Below are 16,259 nucleotides of genomic sequence, written 5' to 3' on the forward strand. Positions count from 1 at the left end.
CTTCGGACCCGGTTTTGCGACCTGGGGCGCACTGATGAGGACATGACCGAAGGCTTGCGGATAGCACAAACCGGTGAACAGCGTTTGGCGTTTGGCGGCCTTCGGCCTCGTTTCAAGGGGTCTCCCTCTCGGAAGTCCGTTCCAGTCTGCAAGGAATGGTGGCCGAGACATCGCAACCTTGGTGCACAGAAATTTCCGCGAAGGCGCGGAAACAGCTCGGGATTTGCTCGACGCCGTTTTATCTAATTGCTTCAGGAGGATATGTGGCGGCGACGTTAGACAAACGCCCCCCTGTCTCCGAAATCAACCATCGACCATAACGCAAGCGACAACTGGCGCCATTCGGCCAGCGCGGCGGACCGGTTCGCCTTGAATGCTTCTCTGATGTCACGCTCGTGGAGCAGATCCTCGACGTTTCGAAGCGATCGCGCTCAATCCGCGTTTAATCTGACGCGGCCTCGGAGTTGGGCTTGTTGTCTTCGCCAGTGTCATCCCCGCGCGCGCCATCCTCGCTGACCGGCATGTCCATATCGTCCGGCGCCGGGCTCGTGGCAGCCCGCCGGCCGCGCAGATAGAACCAGCCGCCAAGGCCGAACGCCGCGACGACAAGAATGACCGCCAGTATTGATGGCCAAAGCGGCAAGCGGGCCGATCGCCGGCCCTCGACGACACGGGTCAACTCGCTGGCCACGGCGCCGGACTCATTGGCGGCCCGCAACTCGACACCCAGCGCCTCGCCGATCTGGGCGAGCTGGTGCAGGGCCGGATCATCTTCAGCCAACCCCAGCGTGATCAACTGGCCTTCCATCCGGTCGAGCGGCTGGATCATCACGATCTCGAGCGACTTATAGCCATCCGTCTGCCGGTCGAGCCAGGCGCCCGGGTCGGTAACACCGACATAGACCGGGCGGCCGCTGACCTGGACATACCGCATGCCGTTCCAGCCACCGCTCGTCGTCGGCGAGACGTAGAGCGACTCGCCATCGGCATCGACAACCCGGATTTCCGGCCCGTCATAACCGGCGCGCCAAGCATGCAGCTGAATGCCGAGAACCCCGCGGCGCGGCGGATCGATCCGGAACCAGTCCCAGTCATTATTCGCCAGCCGTATGACGCTGTGAAAGGGCAGATCAATATCGCGCGCCTGCTCGACCACATTGTTCGGCTCGTACGCATCATTGGGCGGTCGGGCAAACAGGCGCCCCTGAACCACACCGCCGGCGGCGCCCGCGGGACCGGACGCCATCAGTCGCAGGCTGTGACGCCCCGGCCCGAGCATCATCACCGGTGCATCCATCACTTTTCCGGCGGCGGCATCATCCTCGATCGCGCGCACAGTCACCTCGGTCAGCGCCTCGGGTCCGGAAAACACATCGAAGCGGATCTGGGCCGGACGCTCGAGCCGGACGCTGATCTCGGCCCGCCCCGCCTCGTCAAATTCGACCAGTGTGATCTCGTTTGGATCCAATCGGGTCTGCGTTGCAGACGGGCCTGTCGCAAACGCCGTCACCAAGACCACCATGATGACGCCGACGAAGACCCGACTCAGACACCGATCAAGACGCCAAGGATGAAGCGGAGGTTGAAACGCCACCATCAGCCGCTCTCCGGCTCGGCCCGAGAGACCGCATCACCGACCCGGCGACGCGCCTCGGGAAGCTCGACCAGATTGCCGCGGGCCTGGTTGGCGCGATTGCGCACCCGGTCCATATCCGCGCGCCCCCGCGAGCTGCGCCCGACATCGGTGACGGTTTCACTGGGTCTGGAATTGATCCCCCAGCGCAGTCCGGACTGGCGGGTTCGCCCGTAATAGACGCCGTAATCCTTTACCTCATAGACCGCCAGACACCGTCCGTCAGGCAGGACCCGTTCAATATAGCTGTGTTCAATCAGGGTGATACGGTCGAGATGCCGACCGCCGTCCGTGACCTCCACCGCATAACCCGACCAGGTCTCGGCCTGGCAATTGACCGGCGGCTGGGGCGGCGGAGCCGCGGCAGGCTCCGGCGACGGGGTCGCGTCCGGGGCGCGATGCTGTGCGAGGACCGATTCAAGCTGACGGATCGATCCGGCGACATTGCCGTCACAGGTCTCCGCGCCATCGGTAAAGCTGGCATAGCGCCATTCCTGCGCCCGCGGATCCGCAAAGCTGGTGAACAGGCTGCGAGCCCGGTCATGCGCCGCCGCCAGGGGCGTTCCGCCACTCGCCGAGGCTGAAACCAGGAAGTCGCGAATGCCGGCGGCATCGCGGGTAAAGCGCCGCGTCGTGAAGCCACCACAACCACTGAAGGCCACGGCGGCGAACTCGATTACCTGGTCTTCGGGAAGATTTTCAAAGGTTTGCGTGATACCGGCCCGAGCATTGGCGAGCCGGTTGCCATCATTCATCGACCCCGAACCATCGAGGATAATCAAAAGGGAAAGCGCCGGCCCCTCGCCCAGCCTGTGCCAGCTATCCGGGCCGCCCTGGGCCGAAACTGCCCCGGCCCGCAGCGCTTCCAGACCGGCCCAATACTGGCCCGACCGCCATTGCGAGGGATCATTGATCACCACCGCACTCGCCGGGTCGGCATCCAGCGGCTGGCCCTCGAGACTGACCGTGACCTGCAGATCACCATTTTCGTCGCGCAGCGTCGCCGCGGTCTCAAGATCGAAACGGGCCTCCCAGCGCGCCTCTTCACCGTCCACAGTCGCCGTCGCGCCGCCCACCATCACGGTCGGGGCCGCGGCCAGCGGACCGGAGAATTCCAGCCGCATCCGCCCCTGCCCGGTCTCGCTGACCGCCCGCGCCACATCGACATCAAGCGTGCGGGCCGGCGCGCCCAGCGCGTACGACGTCAACTCGCGCTCCGCGTCATAGTCGGGACCGCCCTGCCACTCGGCGCGATAGACCGTGCGGTTGCCCGCGCGCACCTCGATCCGCTCGAGATGGGTCGGAATCCGGTCGACAAGCAGCTGGTGATCCTCATTCGGCTGGGCACCAACAGTTTGCGGGTCGCCATCGGTCCAGGCGCCACGCCGCGATTGCACGCTCACCTGAAGCGGCAAGGGCCCGCGCAGCGCGTCATAGGCGTCACCATCCGCCACGTCGAAACGCCCGCGCCAGCGGCGTGAATCCAGCCAGCGTCCGTCCAGCGGTTCGCCGCCAAGCGTCAGTATCTGGCCCTCCGCATCGCGCTCGATTTCGGCGCCAAAGCGCAATTCAATCGTTAGTTCCGCGCCCGGCAGCACCGGCCGGAAAGCGCGGTCCTCCGGATCAGGGGGCGGGAGGGCCGGGGTCTCGAAAAGTGTCTCCGGATCGGCCCCGAATGCATCTTCAGCGGGCGGCTCCGCATAGGCATAGAGCGGCAGGTCCTCACCCCTTGCGGTCACATTGACTGAGACCAGGCGGGGAATTTCGACCTCGCGGCGCAGCACGAAACGCCCGGCGCTGGCGCGGCCCGGATCCGAGTTTCCGGTTTCGGCGCGGGACACGAAAACATAGGTGTGACTGTCGCCGGTTCCCGACCCGCCGGCAGGGTCTGCGAAGCTGATATCGCTGAATATCTCGGCCACCCGAAAGCGGATCCGTGTGTCCGACCAGTCGACAATATCCGTCACAGCAACAGCGCTTCCCGGATTCAGCCCGAGCCGCAACTCGCCAGCCGTGTCGCCGAAATGCCGCCCGCGGATCTCGATCGTGTCGCGCGTGTCCTCAAGGACTGCCACCACGCCCGCGACTGCAAGCTCCTCCTCGGACAGGGCATCGACGACCGGTGTCTGATCGCACCAATTGGCAACCGACTGCATGGCCAGACCGGCATCATCCATCGCGAAGGCGCGGCTCTGGTCGGCACTGAAGTCCCAGCTGACATATCCCGGGTGGAGCGTGTCGATCCGGTCACCGCCGAAGCGTGGTGCGGACCAGTTGTCATTGACGATCCGGCACAAGGGCTCGGTCCGTTCACGCGACCCGTTGAGATCGACAAAGGCGTGTTCGGAAATGCCGGTAGCATCATCGGTTTCATCATAGAGGCGCTGGGCGAGAATGCGGCAGGTCGCCCGTTCATTGTCATCCGCCGAACCGCGCAGCTGCGGCAACAGCGTGTCGGACTGGCGGCAGAAATAATCGGCATGGGAGCGATTGAAAAAGCCGAACACGGTCTGCGCATCGCGGCCGCGCGGATCGCGATCGGGCAGCGTGGTGATCGCAGCCGGTTCGAGATAGCTGGCGGCCGGGTAAACGTCGCCTGTCGGCACGCCGAGCAGCGTGCCCAGCCCGCCCTGGGCCATGTTGAGGCCGGACGGATCGGCGAAGGCCGCCATGCGGGCGCGGACATAGATGCGGGTCACCGACAGCGTGTCATTGCGGCTGTAGATAAAACCGCGCATCTCCGGCGGCAGGTCTTCTGTGGTGGCGTTTCCGGTGACCTCATTGATCACATTGCCGATCCGGAACCCGGCCTGGGCCAGGGTCGAGATCGCGCCGGCCGCTGCGAACTCATTGCCCATGCCGAAGACAATCGCCTCATTGGTCGCCCAGGCGTTGAAACAGTGCGGTCCCAGGCTCTCGCCAGCCAACTCATTGAGGGCGACACCATCGATGCCAAACCCGTTCCCGTCGCTTCCAAAGGCCCGGATCACATCGCGGAAACCGGAGCTCGAACAGGCCATCAGCTCATTATATTGGCGCTGCACCGGCAGAGCGGTTTCCGAGTTATATTCAACGATATGCCCCGGCAGGCTGACACGGGCCGCATAGCGGCCACGTTGCATGTCCCAGGCGAGATAGTCGCCAACGCCTGGATATTGTTCCTCATCGCCCGGGCGGCGCCAGTTGGCGATCTCAAGCTGCGTCGCGGGCGGATCTCCCGGCTCGGTCAAACCGAGCTGGTTTCCGATCCAGTTGAAGCCCCGCGCGGCCACATTGACCACGGTATTGACCACGCCGACTTCCGGCGAGGACAGGGCGTCGGGCACTGCCGCGACCGACTGATAGCCATGGATGATTCCGGTAAACGCCCCGGCCATCAGGGCGCGGGTCGGATCGAGGGCGATCCCGTTGGCATTGTATTCCGGCGAGCCCCAGCGCTCGAACATATGCCCCATGGCCCAACGATCCTGCAGGAAATGCTGGGCATAGCCCTCGAATGCGAGCGCCTCCATCTCCGCTTCGCGAACGACATCGCGATAGGCTTCAATATTGGCCGGATCGTCGGCCATGCGCTCACGCAGCCGCCGCGCCCGTGCGGCCAGCCCCATCGCTGTGGCGTGCAATTGCTGGTAGGAGCGAGTCGCTTGCGAGCCGAAATGCGACGCGTTGAACCCGCCGCCCTGCCAGTACATGTAGTTGTGACAATCGGCGGGCGTGCCAGCCGGCATCTGCCCGTTGGGCATCGGCGGACACAGCTCGTTGCGATTGATCCAGTCATAGAGCGAGTAACTGAAATCGGGGATGCCCGCGAAATTCGCCGCGCCGGGAACCGTCCGCTGCGGCAGCCCCATCACGTCATCGGGATCCCAGGTCGAGCCCTCACGGCTGCTGCCGATCTCGGATCGGAAATAGCCGGTCGCCAGATCCCGCACAGTCAGGCGATGGGTCGGTGAGAAGCCCCACGGCGAATTGGGCGCCACCCGGTCCAGCGCGACCTGGGCCAGCCAAGCGTGCTCGTTTTCATGGCAATTATCGCGCGAGCTCTGATGACAATAATAGATGCCGTGCCATTTATTGGCATCGGTCACATGGCCGCTGAAGGCACCGGCACGGGCCGATTCCTTTGTGTCATAGGCGGTGGTGAGCCCCAGCAGGACGACGATGGCAGCCAGTCGGCCATAATGGGCCAAGCGCTGCCAGCGCGAGCGCTTGGTGGCCGGATCAGTCACTGCACCGGTGCGCACCACGCCTCCTCCGCGACGAAAATCGCGTCAAATTCTGCCATCAGGCGGGCCAAATCTGCGCCGGCCTGGTCGGCACGATCCGCAAAGCGGTCACGACAGGCTTGCGGACAGTCCGCCGCCGCAACACAGCTTCGCAGGGCTGCAGACTTGTCGTCCGGCGTGCTGTCGGCTGTCGGCGCCAGGCAGGTCAGCACCGTGTCCATGCATGCGCCCCATTGCGCGATCGGGTCATCGAGCTCGGGATAGCGAACAGCGGTCAGCACCATGTCATCTTCCCCGGCGCTGCCGTGGCCGATCGGACGGGGGGAGATGAGAACGGGACAGGCCGCGCTGCCGGGAACACAGTCGGGATCAATCTCGTGGGTGCCGACTTCCCACAGGTCGTCGGGCGGAGCATCACGCATCTGCAAGACCCACCAGGCAAGGCCCGCAATGACGAGCGCAAGGATCAGAAAAACGAGCACAATCAACGCGCGACCGCCCGGCGCCCGTGCTGCGGTCGCCTCGGCCTTGTCGTCACCCGATGTCTGATCCTCCCCCATACAGCCTCGCTGGCACGGCCCTGTGGCGGCGCGTTTGGACATGTGACGCTGAACTCGAATGGAACAACCCTAGCACACAGGTCCGGCAGGTCGAGACGTTCCCGGCCTCCAGCTCCGGTCAGGCAGTTTCGGCCGCGCAATACTGGTCGAGAAAGTCCTGGTGTTGCGGCAGCTTGCTCACCGATGCGGCGATATTCGACTTCACCGCGTCCAGCGCCTGGCGCATTTGGTCATATGTCATCAGTCGGCCCATCGCATGGTGGGATTGCGGCTCGATACGCTGGCCCAGCAAGACCTGTAGCCAGGAATCGACCCGGAACAGGTCAGCCCCGTCCTGATAGGCCATGCCCGACTGCCGGAACAGCTCGATCCGGGCGGCCAGGCTGTCGGGTATCGACATGTCCCGACACTGGCGCCAGAACGCCGTCTCATCCCGCTGCGTGGCCTTGTAGTGCAGGATGATGAAGTCGCGAATGCGCTCCAGCTCGTCGCGTGACAGGGCATTGTAGCGGTCACGCAAGGCGTCACACTGATCGCCGAAGGGGAACATCTGGATCAGCCGCATCACCCCGGCCTGGATGAGGTGGATGCTGGTCGATTCCAACGGCTCCAGAAATCCGCTCGAGAGGCCGAGCGCAAGGCAATTGCGGGTCCAGACCTGCTCACGCCGACCGGTCCGAAAGCGGATCACGCGCGGCTCGGTCAGGGGGGCACCGCTGACATTCTCGAGCAACAAGTCCTGCGCTGCTCCGTCATCGAGATGGGCGCTGCAATAGACCAGACCATTGCCGACACGGTGCTGCAACGGGATCTGCCATTGCCAGCCTGCGCCGTGCGCGATGGAGCGCGTATAGGGTCTGGCCGGGCCGGTCGAGCCGGTCTGCAGGGCAATGGCCCGATCCATCGGCAACCAGTGCGACCAGTCCTCGAACCCGGTGCCGAGGGCATCGCCGATCAGCAAGGCGCGAAAACCGGTGCAGTCGATGAAAAAGTCACCCGCGATCCGGGTGCCGTCGTCCAGCCTGAGCGCCGTGATATCGCCGCGCGCACCGTCCGTTCTGACGCCCTCGGTTTCAACGTCGGCAATCCGCCCCTCAACCCGTTTCACGCCCTGGTCTTCGGCAATCTTCCGCAGGAAGCCGGCATAGCGGCTGGCGTCAAGATGATAGGCGTAATTGATCCGGGCATTGGGACCGGTTGCAAACTTTTCAGCCTCGGCGGCCTGGAGCTCGAGACAATACGCGCCCAGCTCTCCAGCCAGTCCCGCCGCGCGAGCCTCCAGCCAGAGATGGTGAAAATCGGCCATCCAGGTCGACTTGCCGAGCTGGCCGAAGGAGTGGAAATACCGGTCGCCCTCGCGGGCCCAGTTTTCAAACGCGATCCCCAGTTTGAAACTGGCCTGGGTCTCGCGCATGAAGGCGCGCTCATCAATGCCCAGCAGATGATGGAATGTACGGTGGGTCGGGATCGTCGCCTCGCCGACACCGACCGTCCCGATCGCGTCGGATTCGACCAGCGTGATGTCGAGCAGGGGACCAAGCTGGCGAACGAGGGCCGCCGCGGCGATCCAGCCCGCTGTCCCGCCGCCGGCGATCACCACACGCTTGCTTCGTGACTCTGCCATCGGGCCTCCCGGTTTCAGCGATTTAGCCGCTGCAGCAGCTGCGCCCGCAAGCGGCGGGCAAGACGATCATCCATCGGCGCCAGCGCCCCCCGGGCATGCGCAGGCAAGTGCGCAGCCGGCGCCTCGGCATCGCCGAAAATGTAATAGTCGAACAGGGACCGCCAGGCGTCCTTCTCGGCGCGCGGTCGATCCCGCAGGCTCATCATGGCGAGCTGCAGGGCATGCATTGGCGTGTCGATGAAATCGGGCACCGGATTCCACCAGTAGTTCATCATCACATTGAACGAATCGAGTGCCTCGACCTGGTGCCACCACAGCGCGGGATAGATCAACACATCTCCCGGATCGAGTTCGGCGACGCGTGCCGCATCCAGCGCCTGCCGGGCAGCCGGGTAGCGCACGAAATCCGGTGTCCGGAAATCGACCATCGAGACGACTTGTCCGCCTGGCGTCGGCTCCAGCGGGCCGGGATAGAGATTGGCAACCTGGTCGGGCGGGAAAAGGGTGAAACGGCGGCGGCCAACGAGGCAACAGGCGAGATTGTTGGAAATGTCAAAATGCGCTGCAGCCATGGTCTGATTGCCCATCCACAGACTGACAATGGGCCGCGCGCCGGCAAACAGGGCCGCCGTGTCGAGATCGTTCTCGGCCCGCAGGCCGGGCAGGTAGGCATCGACATCGGTTGAACCGACATAGACCGCATCGGTCGTGGCCGCATCTGCCGACGTCCCCAGGGTGTCGAACACCGAGGCCAGCGGCGCTCGCGACGCCGAGAAATTCATGGCGGTCAGGGTATCATTGTAAAAAAATCGGCCGTCTATCCCGGCCTCTCCCCGATAGACAACGACATCGCGCGTTCCGGCAAAGCCAAGCAGGTAGGCCATCGCTCGCCCGACCGATTCCCTCCCTTCGGCGACGGCCGGCCAGTCCGCAACCATGCCCTTGAAGATGACGGGTTCGCCGTCAGACAGGCAGGCGTCAACATCATCCGCGGTGGCCTTGCGTCCCGCGATCTCCCGCACACGTCTGACTGCAGCCAGCGCTGCCGATGACGCCATGGCACTCAGCCCCTCGCCCGCTTCTGATTCTTGCGGGCGATCAGGCGGGCGACATTGCCCAGCGACGCGGCAACCAGGAAAGCCGAACCGAGAAAGCCGGAGGCGTTCAGCGTCTTCAGTGTTTTCGCGTCGAGTGCGGCGAGCTTTTCCTCGCTGATCGTATGGAAATCCGGCAGACGGTACGCGGTCTCGTCATCGAGTTGGATCTCGATCGCGACAGGTTCGAACAGACCGGCCGCGTCGAAAGCCGCATACATTTGCGGACCCTGTTCCAGCCCGTTATGGATCACACCCAGCATATGGGCGACCCGCTCAAGATAGGGCGCATGGCCGCCTTTTGGCAGGAAGACGGGCTCACCTTCCTGCCCGGAAATATCGACACGCGGATCGTCCAGATTGACCTGGATCATGGGCTCACGAACGGATTGACCATCCTGTTGGCGCTCCTGCATGCCGATCAGGAAGGGCCCACGCGCCAGCACGGCCGGCAGGTATTCGCTCGTCCAGCCATCATCGTCGAGAAACAGGTTCTCATCGCGGTCAAGGCCGAGCAAGGCAATGGCCTTGTACCCATCCGCCTCCTTGCGGAACAGGATCGGGTATTCCCGCTGCAGGTCGGCGAACTCCGCGGGAAAGACCAGGATCTGGTTGACCCGGTGACCGGGGTCAACGCCCTGGTCGGTCCGGACGCAGAGATCCTTGTGACTGACATTGTCCAGCAGGACCGTATTTGTCATCGCATTCATGCTCGCACCTGTCTTTCGATGTCATCGTCGGACAAACCCGCGCCGGGTTCAATGCCCCACCGCTTGCCTCGGCCATTGACGCGACCAGCCGGACAAGAAGAGGCGGCCGCCAACAAGTGGCGGCCGCAGGTGAGGAGTGACTGATCATTGTCACTGCAGGAAGTATCTGATTGGAAAGCCTGCCACCGTCAGAAGCGGTAGCGAGCCCCCAACAGATATCGCGGATCCAGTTCCTGGGCGAACCAGACATTGGAACTGTCGCGACCAAATGTCCGCAGGTCTTCACCTGTGATGTTGATCGCCTCGAAGGAGACTACCAGGTCATCGGTGACGTCGTAGGACACATTCAGGTCAAGCTGTCCGAAGGCCTCGACAAAGACCGGGTTGCGCGATCCGCCGCCCCGGTTTGTCTGGGACAGGAACTCGTCACGCCAATTGTAGGCGAGACGGGCGGACAGTCCGTGCTTCTCGTAGATCAGCGTCAGGTTGGCCGTGTCGGAAAGACCGACAAGCGCAAACTGGTCAACGCTGGGATCCGCCCCCACATCGATGGAGACATCACCTTCGACCAGGGTGTAGTTCGCCTGGACGCCGAAGCCGGTATCGCCGAAGAAGTGCTGGGCCGCGATTTCCAGACCGTGGATCTTGCCTTCGCGATTGTTGATCGGACCCGTGACTTCGAACTGGAAGAGAGGATCGCTCGCATTCGGTGTCACATCATAGGCCGCGAGAATCGCGTCGATGAAGGCCTGGTCCAAGGCACCGCCACTATAGTTGGCCTGGAATTCAGCCGTTGCCGCAGCAACCGAGCCACGTTGCTCGATCAGGGCCGTCATCGTGAACAGGTTCACATCGGTCGGATCTGCGCCGATTGCCCCGAGCGCATCAACCGCATCGCCGGACCGTGTGCCGGCCGCGCCGGAACTCGGATCCCGCAGGCCGAACAGGTTGCGGGTAGTCTGGCCGGTCCCGACGAAATTGCGGACACGCTTGTCGAAGAAGCCGATCGAGACATAGCTCGCATCGTCATAATACCACTCCAGCGAGACGTCGAAATTGTCGGACTCCAGCGGAAGCAGTCCGGCATTCCCGGTCGAGCCTGATGCGATACCACCAAGCGCGGTTGGCCGCGGCGGCGTGTCGGCATCATCGGCAACGAAGAGATCGCCGTAGCTGGGCCGCGCAATCGTATTGCTGAACGAGGCCCGGGCAATCACGTCATCCACGATCTCGATCTGGAAATCGAGGCTCGGCAGGACATTGTCATAGGACCCTGTCGAGGAGACCGGCTGTACCGTGTTGGAGAGCTGGATCGTGAAATCATTGTCCGACTGCCAGATAATGGCTTCCGGAACAGCGACCAGTGCGGTGGATTCGACCGACGTGTCTTCATAGCGGACACCCGCCACGAAGCTGGCCGGGCGACCCATGAGCTCGCCTTCCATGATCACCTGTGCGTAGGCGGACCAGATCTCCTCATCGACCTGGTTGAAGTCCTCGCCCGTCGCGCTCACAGGATTGCCCATGCCGGCATAGACCGGAGACAGGGCGTTGTAGATGTCGACCGCATTGCCGCGGAACGCGACCAGCGAGTCGCCGCTGGACATCGGATCATAGGAGTCGAACAGGCAGGTCAGGCAGTAGGATTCCAGCATGCCGGCGGCGTATTGCTCGACATCACCGACATTCGAGATGCCCCAGTCGCCAAGCGTCTGTTGCGTCTGGGACCGCTGCTGGACCATCGTCGAACTGCGGTAGCCGATACCAGCATCAAACCGGCTGCCATTGCCCAAGTCCCAACCGGCATCGAGACGGAACTCATCGATGTCATGTTCCTGGCTGGACGCAATGGTGCGGGCGATCTGCGTACCGATATCACCGACATCAAGAACGCCATTGCCATTGCCGCGGACGCTGTCATCGATGGTGATGCTCTGAACCGGGAAACCGCTCGAGAAATCGACAGAGTGCGCGGCGATAACCGGCGCGCCCATGCTGATCAGGGTCGAGCTGACACCCATCGGATTGTTCGGCGTACTCTCCGAGCTTGAGGTGTGCGCGTCGAAGGTCAGCGAGAAGTCATCCGACAACCACCATTCAGCATTGAAACCAAAGGACTGCAATGTGTCCCTTGTGGCCCGGTATTGCTGCTCGAAACCGGTATCTTTCACGCCGGCGATGTTTTCTTGCAGGAACAGGGTCGAAGCGACAACCGGGTTGCCGTCGAAGGTCACCTGGTTGAACGGACGGTTGAACCAGTTGGTCTGGTCCGTGCGCTGTTCATCAATATCGTTCCGGGCATAGGTGGCGTCCGCGGTAAGCGTCAGCGCATTGGTCGGCCGGAACTGGAAGACAAGCTGGCCGTTGATGCGCTCGCGTTCGGCCTGGGCGAGGTGGTAGCGGCTGTCATTGGGATAGGCCACCAGCTGGTTGGGATCCGGCGAATTGGTAATCGTGGTCCCGGCCGAGACCCGGCCGTTGGCCGGATCAAGAAAGGCGCTGCCACGTTCGACGTTCCAGCCATTCACCGTCGCGGAGCGCGAGGCACTGTCACGACGCTGGACGGAGCCGAACAGGGATACACCCACGGTCTCTTCCGGGTTGGCCCAGCTGAGCAGGCCGGTCAATTCCGGCGTCAGGTCGGAACCGGTGACGACACCCGTGTCGTGCATGCCCTGGACCCCGATTGTGCCCGTCAGGCCATCCGGATTGTCGAGCGGGCGACGGGTCGCAATATTGACCGTGCCGCCAATGCCGCCGGACGCGATTTCGGCGCGCCCGGTCTTGTAGACCTCCAGCGTCCGAACGCCTTCCGAGGCGAGGTTGGAGAAATCAAAGGAACGGCTGTCGCCGGTCGCGAAATCGGCATTCTGATCACCACCAACTGTCTCGACATTCGCCGTCGGCATCGTCCGCCCGTTCAAGGTGACCAGGGTGAAGCCGCTGCCGAACCCGCGCACCGTGACCAGTGAGCCTTCACCGTTCACACGGTTGATCGACACGCCGGTAATGCGCTGAAGGGATTCCGCAAGGTTGGTATCGGGGAAACTGCCGATGTCGTCGGCCGAAATGGCATCGACCACGCCATGAGCGTCCCGCTTGATGTCCATGGCCTGTTCGAGCGAACCGCGCACACCGGTCACGGTGATCACATCCTCGCTGCCATTGTTCTGGGCCTGTGCCGGAGCCAGGGCGCCGACCGCCATGGTCGACACGCCTGCCAGAAGCGCCACCCGGCCGAATCGCCGGACGGGACCCATTAGCCCCGCTTGCTTGTTTGAACTTGTCATCCGTTCCTCCCCTGGATGTGGTCGCCGGGCACCTTTTGATGTCCCGGGAATTCTGGTGCCTGTTTCGGCACGTTGCAGGTCTGGTTAAACAAATTGGCCTGCGAAGCCGCGGTCGAATGGTATCGACAATGCGTGCCGACATGGCGTCGCGGTCAGCCCCTCCTCGCTTCGTTCAGGCCCTTGCCTCCCCTTTCCCGACGAATCGCCGCTGACGTCTATTTGTCAGACATATAAAACCAACACGGGGCTTAACCTCCGGTCGGGTGGATACAGGCCGGCCAACGCAGCAGCAACATCACAACGTGCAGCGTCAACGTTTGCGCTTTTGTCCTACGATGTCAATTGTTGTTTTGCGTCATTCTCACGAGAAATTTCCCACTTGAGGCGAGTTTCTGCTCATCATGAGCCCGAACCCGGGCTCAAGCGCGTGAATGTGGGAGAAAATTTTATTGTCAGACATAATGCTTTGTGACGCACCAAAAGCGGAAGCGGAAGCGCGCCATGAATCGCCTAACCGATTGAAAACCCAGCGCTAGGTGTGGGTTCTCACTTAACGCCTGGAATTCCTCGCTGCCGGTGTCAGGCATTTGAAGTCCCGTCTGGGTAGCCACTTGCCCCGCAATATGGATCAGGCCTGGATTGAATGACGGAGTTCAACCGGTTGGGTTAACCTGGCGATCTCTTCCTGCTGGTCGAACAAACACGGTGGCGCGGCATCCGGCTCCGGCGGCGGCGGCGGCGAGCGATACCCCTCTGCTAGCTTCCGGTAGAATGCTTGAGCGATTTCGCGGGCATCATTGATGCTTAAGCCCTTCACGAGACGTAGCTTATCGCACAACTGCGCAAAGGCGAGCGTCGCATTCAACGCTCGGCGCTACGCCACCTTGGACTCGCGGATTCTGACCGACCAACGAAGCTCCTTGCGCTCCAACGCCCGCTGAAGATCTACCGGCACATAGAGCCGGACCTGGAAGCTCTTTCCGCGCACGACGAAATGTTGCACCCGGCGGCCGCTCATCGCACCGCCGCCCGTGGGAGGAATAGGAACAGGTGATAGGAACGTTTTGGCCTGGCCGCCAAACGCCAAAATCGTACCCCGTGGAGGGATTTGAGATTTTGGGAATAGTGGCGGAGAGAGAGGGATTCGAACCCTCGGAACGCTTGCGCGCTCAACGGTTTTCGAGACCGCCCCGATCGACCACTCCGGCACCTCTCCGCGGGGAAGCGGGGTTGTGGCCGAATGAACGGACAAAATCAAGGGGGGATCGCGGTCGGCATACAGGACCACCGGACATGCCCCCACTGCCCTTTTCGTTGACTCTTTGACGGGCATGCGTATAACGCCCGCTCCTGCTCGCTCGGCTTGCCGTTGCGGGCCCATAAATCATGAACAACGCTCCGGGCATACGGAGTGAAGAAAAAGGACCCGCCGGGCCAACAGGATCAAGGTGATCCCGTGGCAACCGGACGGATCGGACACAAGGATAGAAACGATCATGTTTGCTGTGATCAAGACAGGCGGTAAGCAGTACCGTGTTGCCGCTGGCGACGAAATTCGCATCGAGAAGCTTGAAGGCGCCGCTGGCGACACGCTCGATCTCGGTGAAGTTCTAATGCTCGGCTCCGATGCCGGCGTCACGGTCGGCTCGCCGACCGTTGATGGCGCCCAGGTGATCGGCGAACTGCTCGACACCAATCGTGCGCGCAAGATCATCGTCTTCAAGAAGCGCCGCCGCCAGAATTATCGTCGCACGAAGGGCCACCGTCAGTGGGGCACCGTCGTTCGCATCGCGGAAATCGTTGCACCGGGCGACAAGGCCAAGACGGCTCTGAAGTCGACCACGGCGGCCCCGAAGTCTGCCGAGACCCCGAAGGCGAAGGCCGCTCCGAAAGCCGAGAAGGCTGCTGCCCCGAAAGCTGCAAAAGCGGCGGCTCCGAAAGCCGAGAAGGCCGCTGCCCCGAAAGCGGCTGTTGCCGACGCGCTGACCGAGCTGACCGGTGTGGGCCCCGCCCTCGCCACCAAGCTGAATGAAGCCGGCATCACCACGTTCGCGCAAGTCGCGGCCTGGACCGACGCCGACCTGGACGCCCTGAACGAGACCATCACCGGTCTCAAGGCCAAGGCTGAGAAAAACGACTGGATCAACGCCGCCAAGGCGCTGGCCAAGTAATCGGAGGATTGATCAATGGCTCACAAAAAAGCAGGCGGTTCATCCCGTAACGGTCGCGACTCCGCAGGTCGCCGCCTTGGTGTGAAGAAATATGGCGGCCAGGAAGTCATTCCGGGCAACATCATCGTGCGCCAGCGCGGCACCAAGGTGAATCCGGGTGCCAATGTCGGCATGGGCAAGGACCACACCCTTTTCGCGCTTACCGAAGGCCGCGTGGTCTTCGCGAAGAAATCCGGTGGCAAGTCTTTCGTCTCGGTCGAGCCGATTGCCAAAGCTGCAGAATAAGCGGTTCGCACATACTCGGACCGTGTCTTGAACAGGCAGGGTCCGACAGCGCCAGACGCGTTAAAGGGGAGACGGACCACCGCCTCCCCTTTTGTTTTGTCCCCGTCGAGGAGAGGGTCATGGGCCCGCGGATCGAAACCGAACGCCTGGTGATGCGTCTGCCCGTCCTGGAGGACGCGACCAATATCGCCACCTATCTAGGTGATTTTGATGTCGCCAAGAACACGGCACGGGTGCCGCACCCCTATCCGGAACTCGCTGCCGAGATGTGGGTGCTGATAACGCGCGCCGGCTGGCAACCCGGCGGCAATCTGTCGCTGACCGTCGAGATGGATGGGGCAGCGATCGGCGGTGGCGGCGTTTTCAAACGCAAAGCCGATGCCGATTGGGAGATCGGCTACTGGATCGGCAGGCCCTGGTGGGGCCAGGGCCTCGCAACCGAGCTCGGCCGCGGCCTGGTGGACTATGCCCGCGAGAGCCTGGGCACACGCCGGCTGATCGCCGGGTACTACAAGGACAACCCTGCGTCCGGACGCGTGCTCGAAAAGCTCGGCTTCGTTCACGAGGGCGAGGGCGTCCGCGCATTTTCCATGGCGCGCATGGGTCCGGCAGACATGCATGAGCTTTCGTTGGCCCTGTAACCCCGCCCTGTTGGGCGCGTGCCAA

General features: G+C 62.9%; 11 protein-coding genes and 1 tRNA gene. 3 read left to right on the plus strand and 9 right to left on the minus strand.

Translation table 11 applies throughout. From position 1 onward, the window contains the following. Window positions 1–442: 442 nt before the first annotated feature. The 9 genes from C7435_RS09320 to C7435_RS09360 form a co-directional block, all read right to left on the minus strand. Window positions 443–1,597, minus strand: a complete 1,155-nt coding sequence (locus C7435_RS09320; protein ID WP_147422669.1) for a hypothetical protein — start codon at window positions 1,595–1,597, stop codon at window positions 443–445. Beyond that, window positions 1,597–5,877: a vWA domain-containing protein gene (locus C7435_RS09325; protein WP_147422670.1), complete on the minus strand. Its 4,281-nt coding sequence runs from the start codon at window positions 5,875–5,877 to the stop codon at window positions 1,597–1,599. Before C7435_RS09325 ends, C7435_RS09320 begins: the two co-directional genes overlap by 1 nt. After that, window positions 5,859–6,419, minus strand: coding sequence for a hypothetical protein (locus C7435_RS09330; RefSeq protein ID WP_075190014.1), 561 nt, complete (start codon window positions 6,417–6,419; stop codon window positions 5,859–5,861). The genes C7435_RS09325 and C7435_RS09330 overlap by 19 nt, the downstream gene beginning before the upstream one ends. 118 nt (window positions 6,420–6,537) lie before the next feature. After that, entirely contained in the window at window positions 6,538–8,043 is a 1,506-nt protein-coding gene (locus C7435_RS09335) for a tryptophan halogenase family protein (protein ID WP_075190015.1), read from the minus strand. Window positions 8,044–8,057: 14 nt separating this feature from the next. Next, entirely contained in the window at window positions 8,058–9,101 is a 1,044-nt protein-coding gene (locus C7435_RS09340) for a cupin-like domain-containing protein (protein ID WP_121211092.1), read from the minus strand. A 5-nt stretch (window positions 9,102–9,106) separates the two neighbouring features. Then, the gene (locus C7435_RS09345; RefSeq protein WP_233350737.1) at window positions 9,107–9,847 is read right to left on the minus strand and encodes a SapC family protein; all 741 of its coding nucleotides are present in this window, start codon (window positions 9,845–9,847) and stop codon (window positions 9,107–9,109) included. Between the two features lie 188 nt (window positions 9,848–10,035). After that, entirely contained in the window at window positions 10,036–13,137 is a 3,102-nt protein-coding gene (locus C7435_RS09350; RefSeq protein ID WP_233350738.1) for a TonB-dependent receptor, read from the minus strand. A 628-nt stretch (window positions 13,138–13,765) separates the two neighbouring features. Next, the gene (locus tag C7435_RS09355; RefSeq protein ID WP_121211096.1) at window positions 13,766–14,002 is read right to left on the minus strand and encodes a hypothetical protein; all 237 of its coding nucleotides are present in this window, start codon (window positions 14,000–14,002) and stop codon (window positions 13,766–13,768) included. Window positions 14,003–14,263: 261 nt separating this feature from the next. Continuing rightward, window positions 14,264–14,353 (minus strand) — tRNA-Ser (locus C7435_RS09360). Between the two features lie 280 nt (window positions 14,354–14,633). Between C7435_RS09360 and C7435_RS09365 the strand changes: the two genes are divergently transcribed. The 3 genes from C7435_RS09365 (at window position 14,634) to C7435_RS09375 (ending at window position 16,234) form a co-directional block, all read left to right on the plus strand. Then, entirely contained in the window at window positions 14,634–15,308 is a 675-nt protein-coding gene (locus tag C7435_RS09365; protein WP_121211097.1) for a 50S ribosomal protein L21, read from the plus strand. Between the two features lie 15 nt (window positions 15,309–15,323). After that, window positions 15,324–15,593, plus strand: coding sequence for a 50S ribosomal protein L27 (gene rpmA / locus C7435_RS09370; protein WP_075190018.1), 270 nt, complete (start codon window positions 15,324–15,326; stop codon window positions 15,591–15,593). Window positions 15,594–15,712: 119 nt separating this feature from the next. Next, window positions 15,713–16,234: a GNAT family N-acetyltransferase gene (locus C7435_RS09375; RefSeq protein ID WP_075190019.1), complete on the plus strand. Its 522-nt coding sequence runs from the start codon at window positions 15,713–15,715 to the stop codon at window positions 16,232–16,234. Window positions 16,235–16,259: the final 25 nt, after the last annotated feature.

This window comes from Maricaulis maris (assembly GCF_003634045.1).
Lineage (GTDB): Bacteria > Pseudomonadota > Alphaproteobacteria > Caulobacterales > Maricaulaceae > Maricaulis > Maricaulis maris.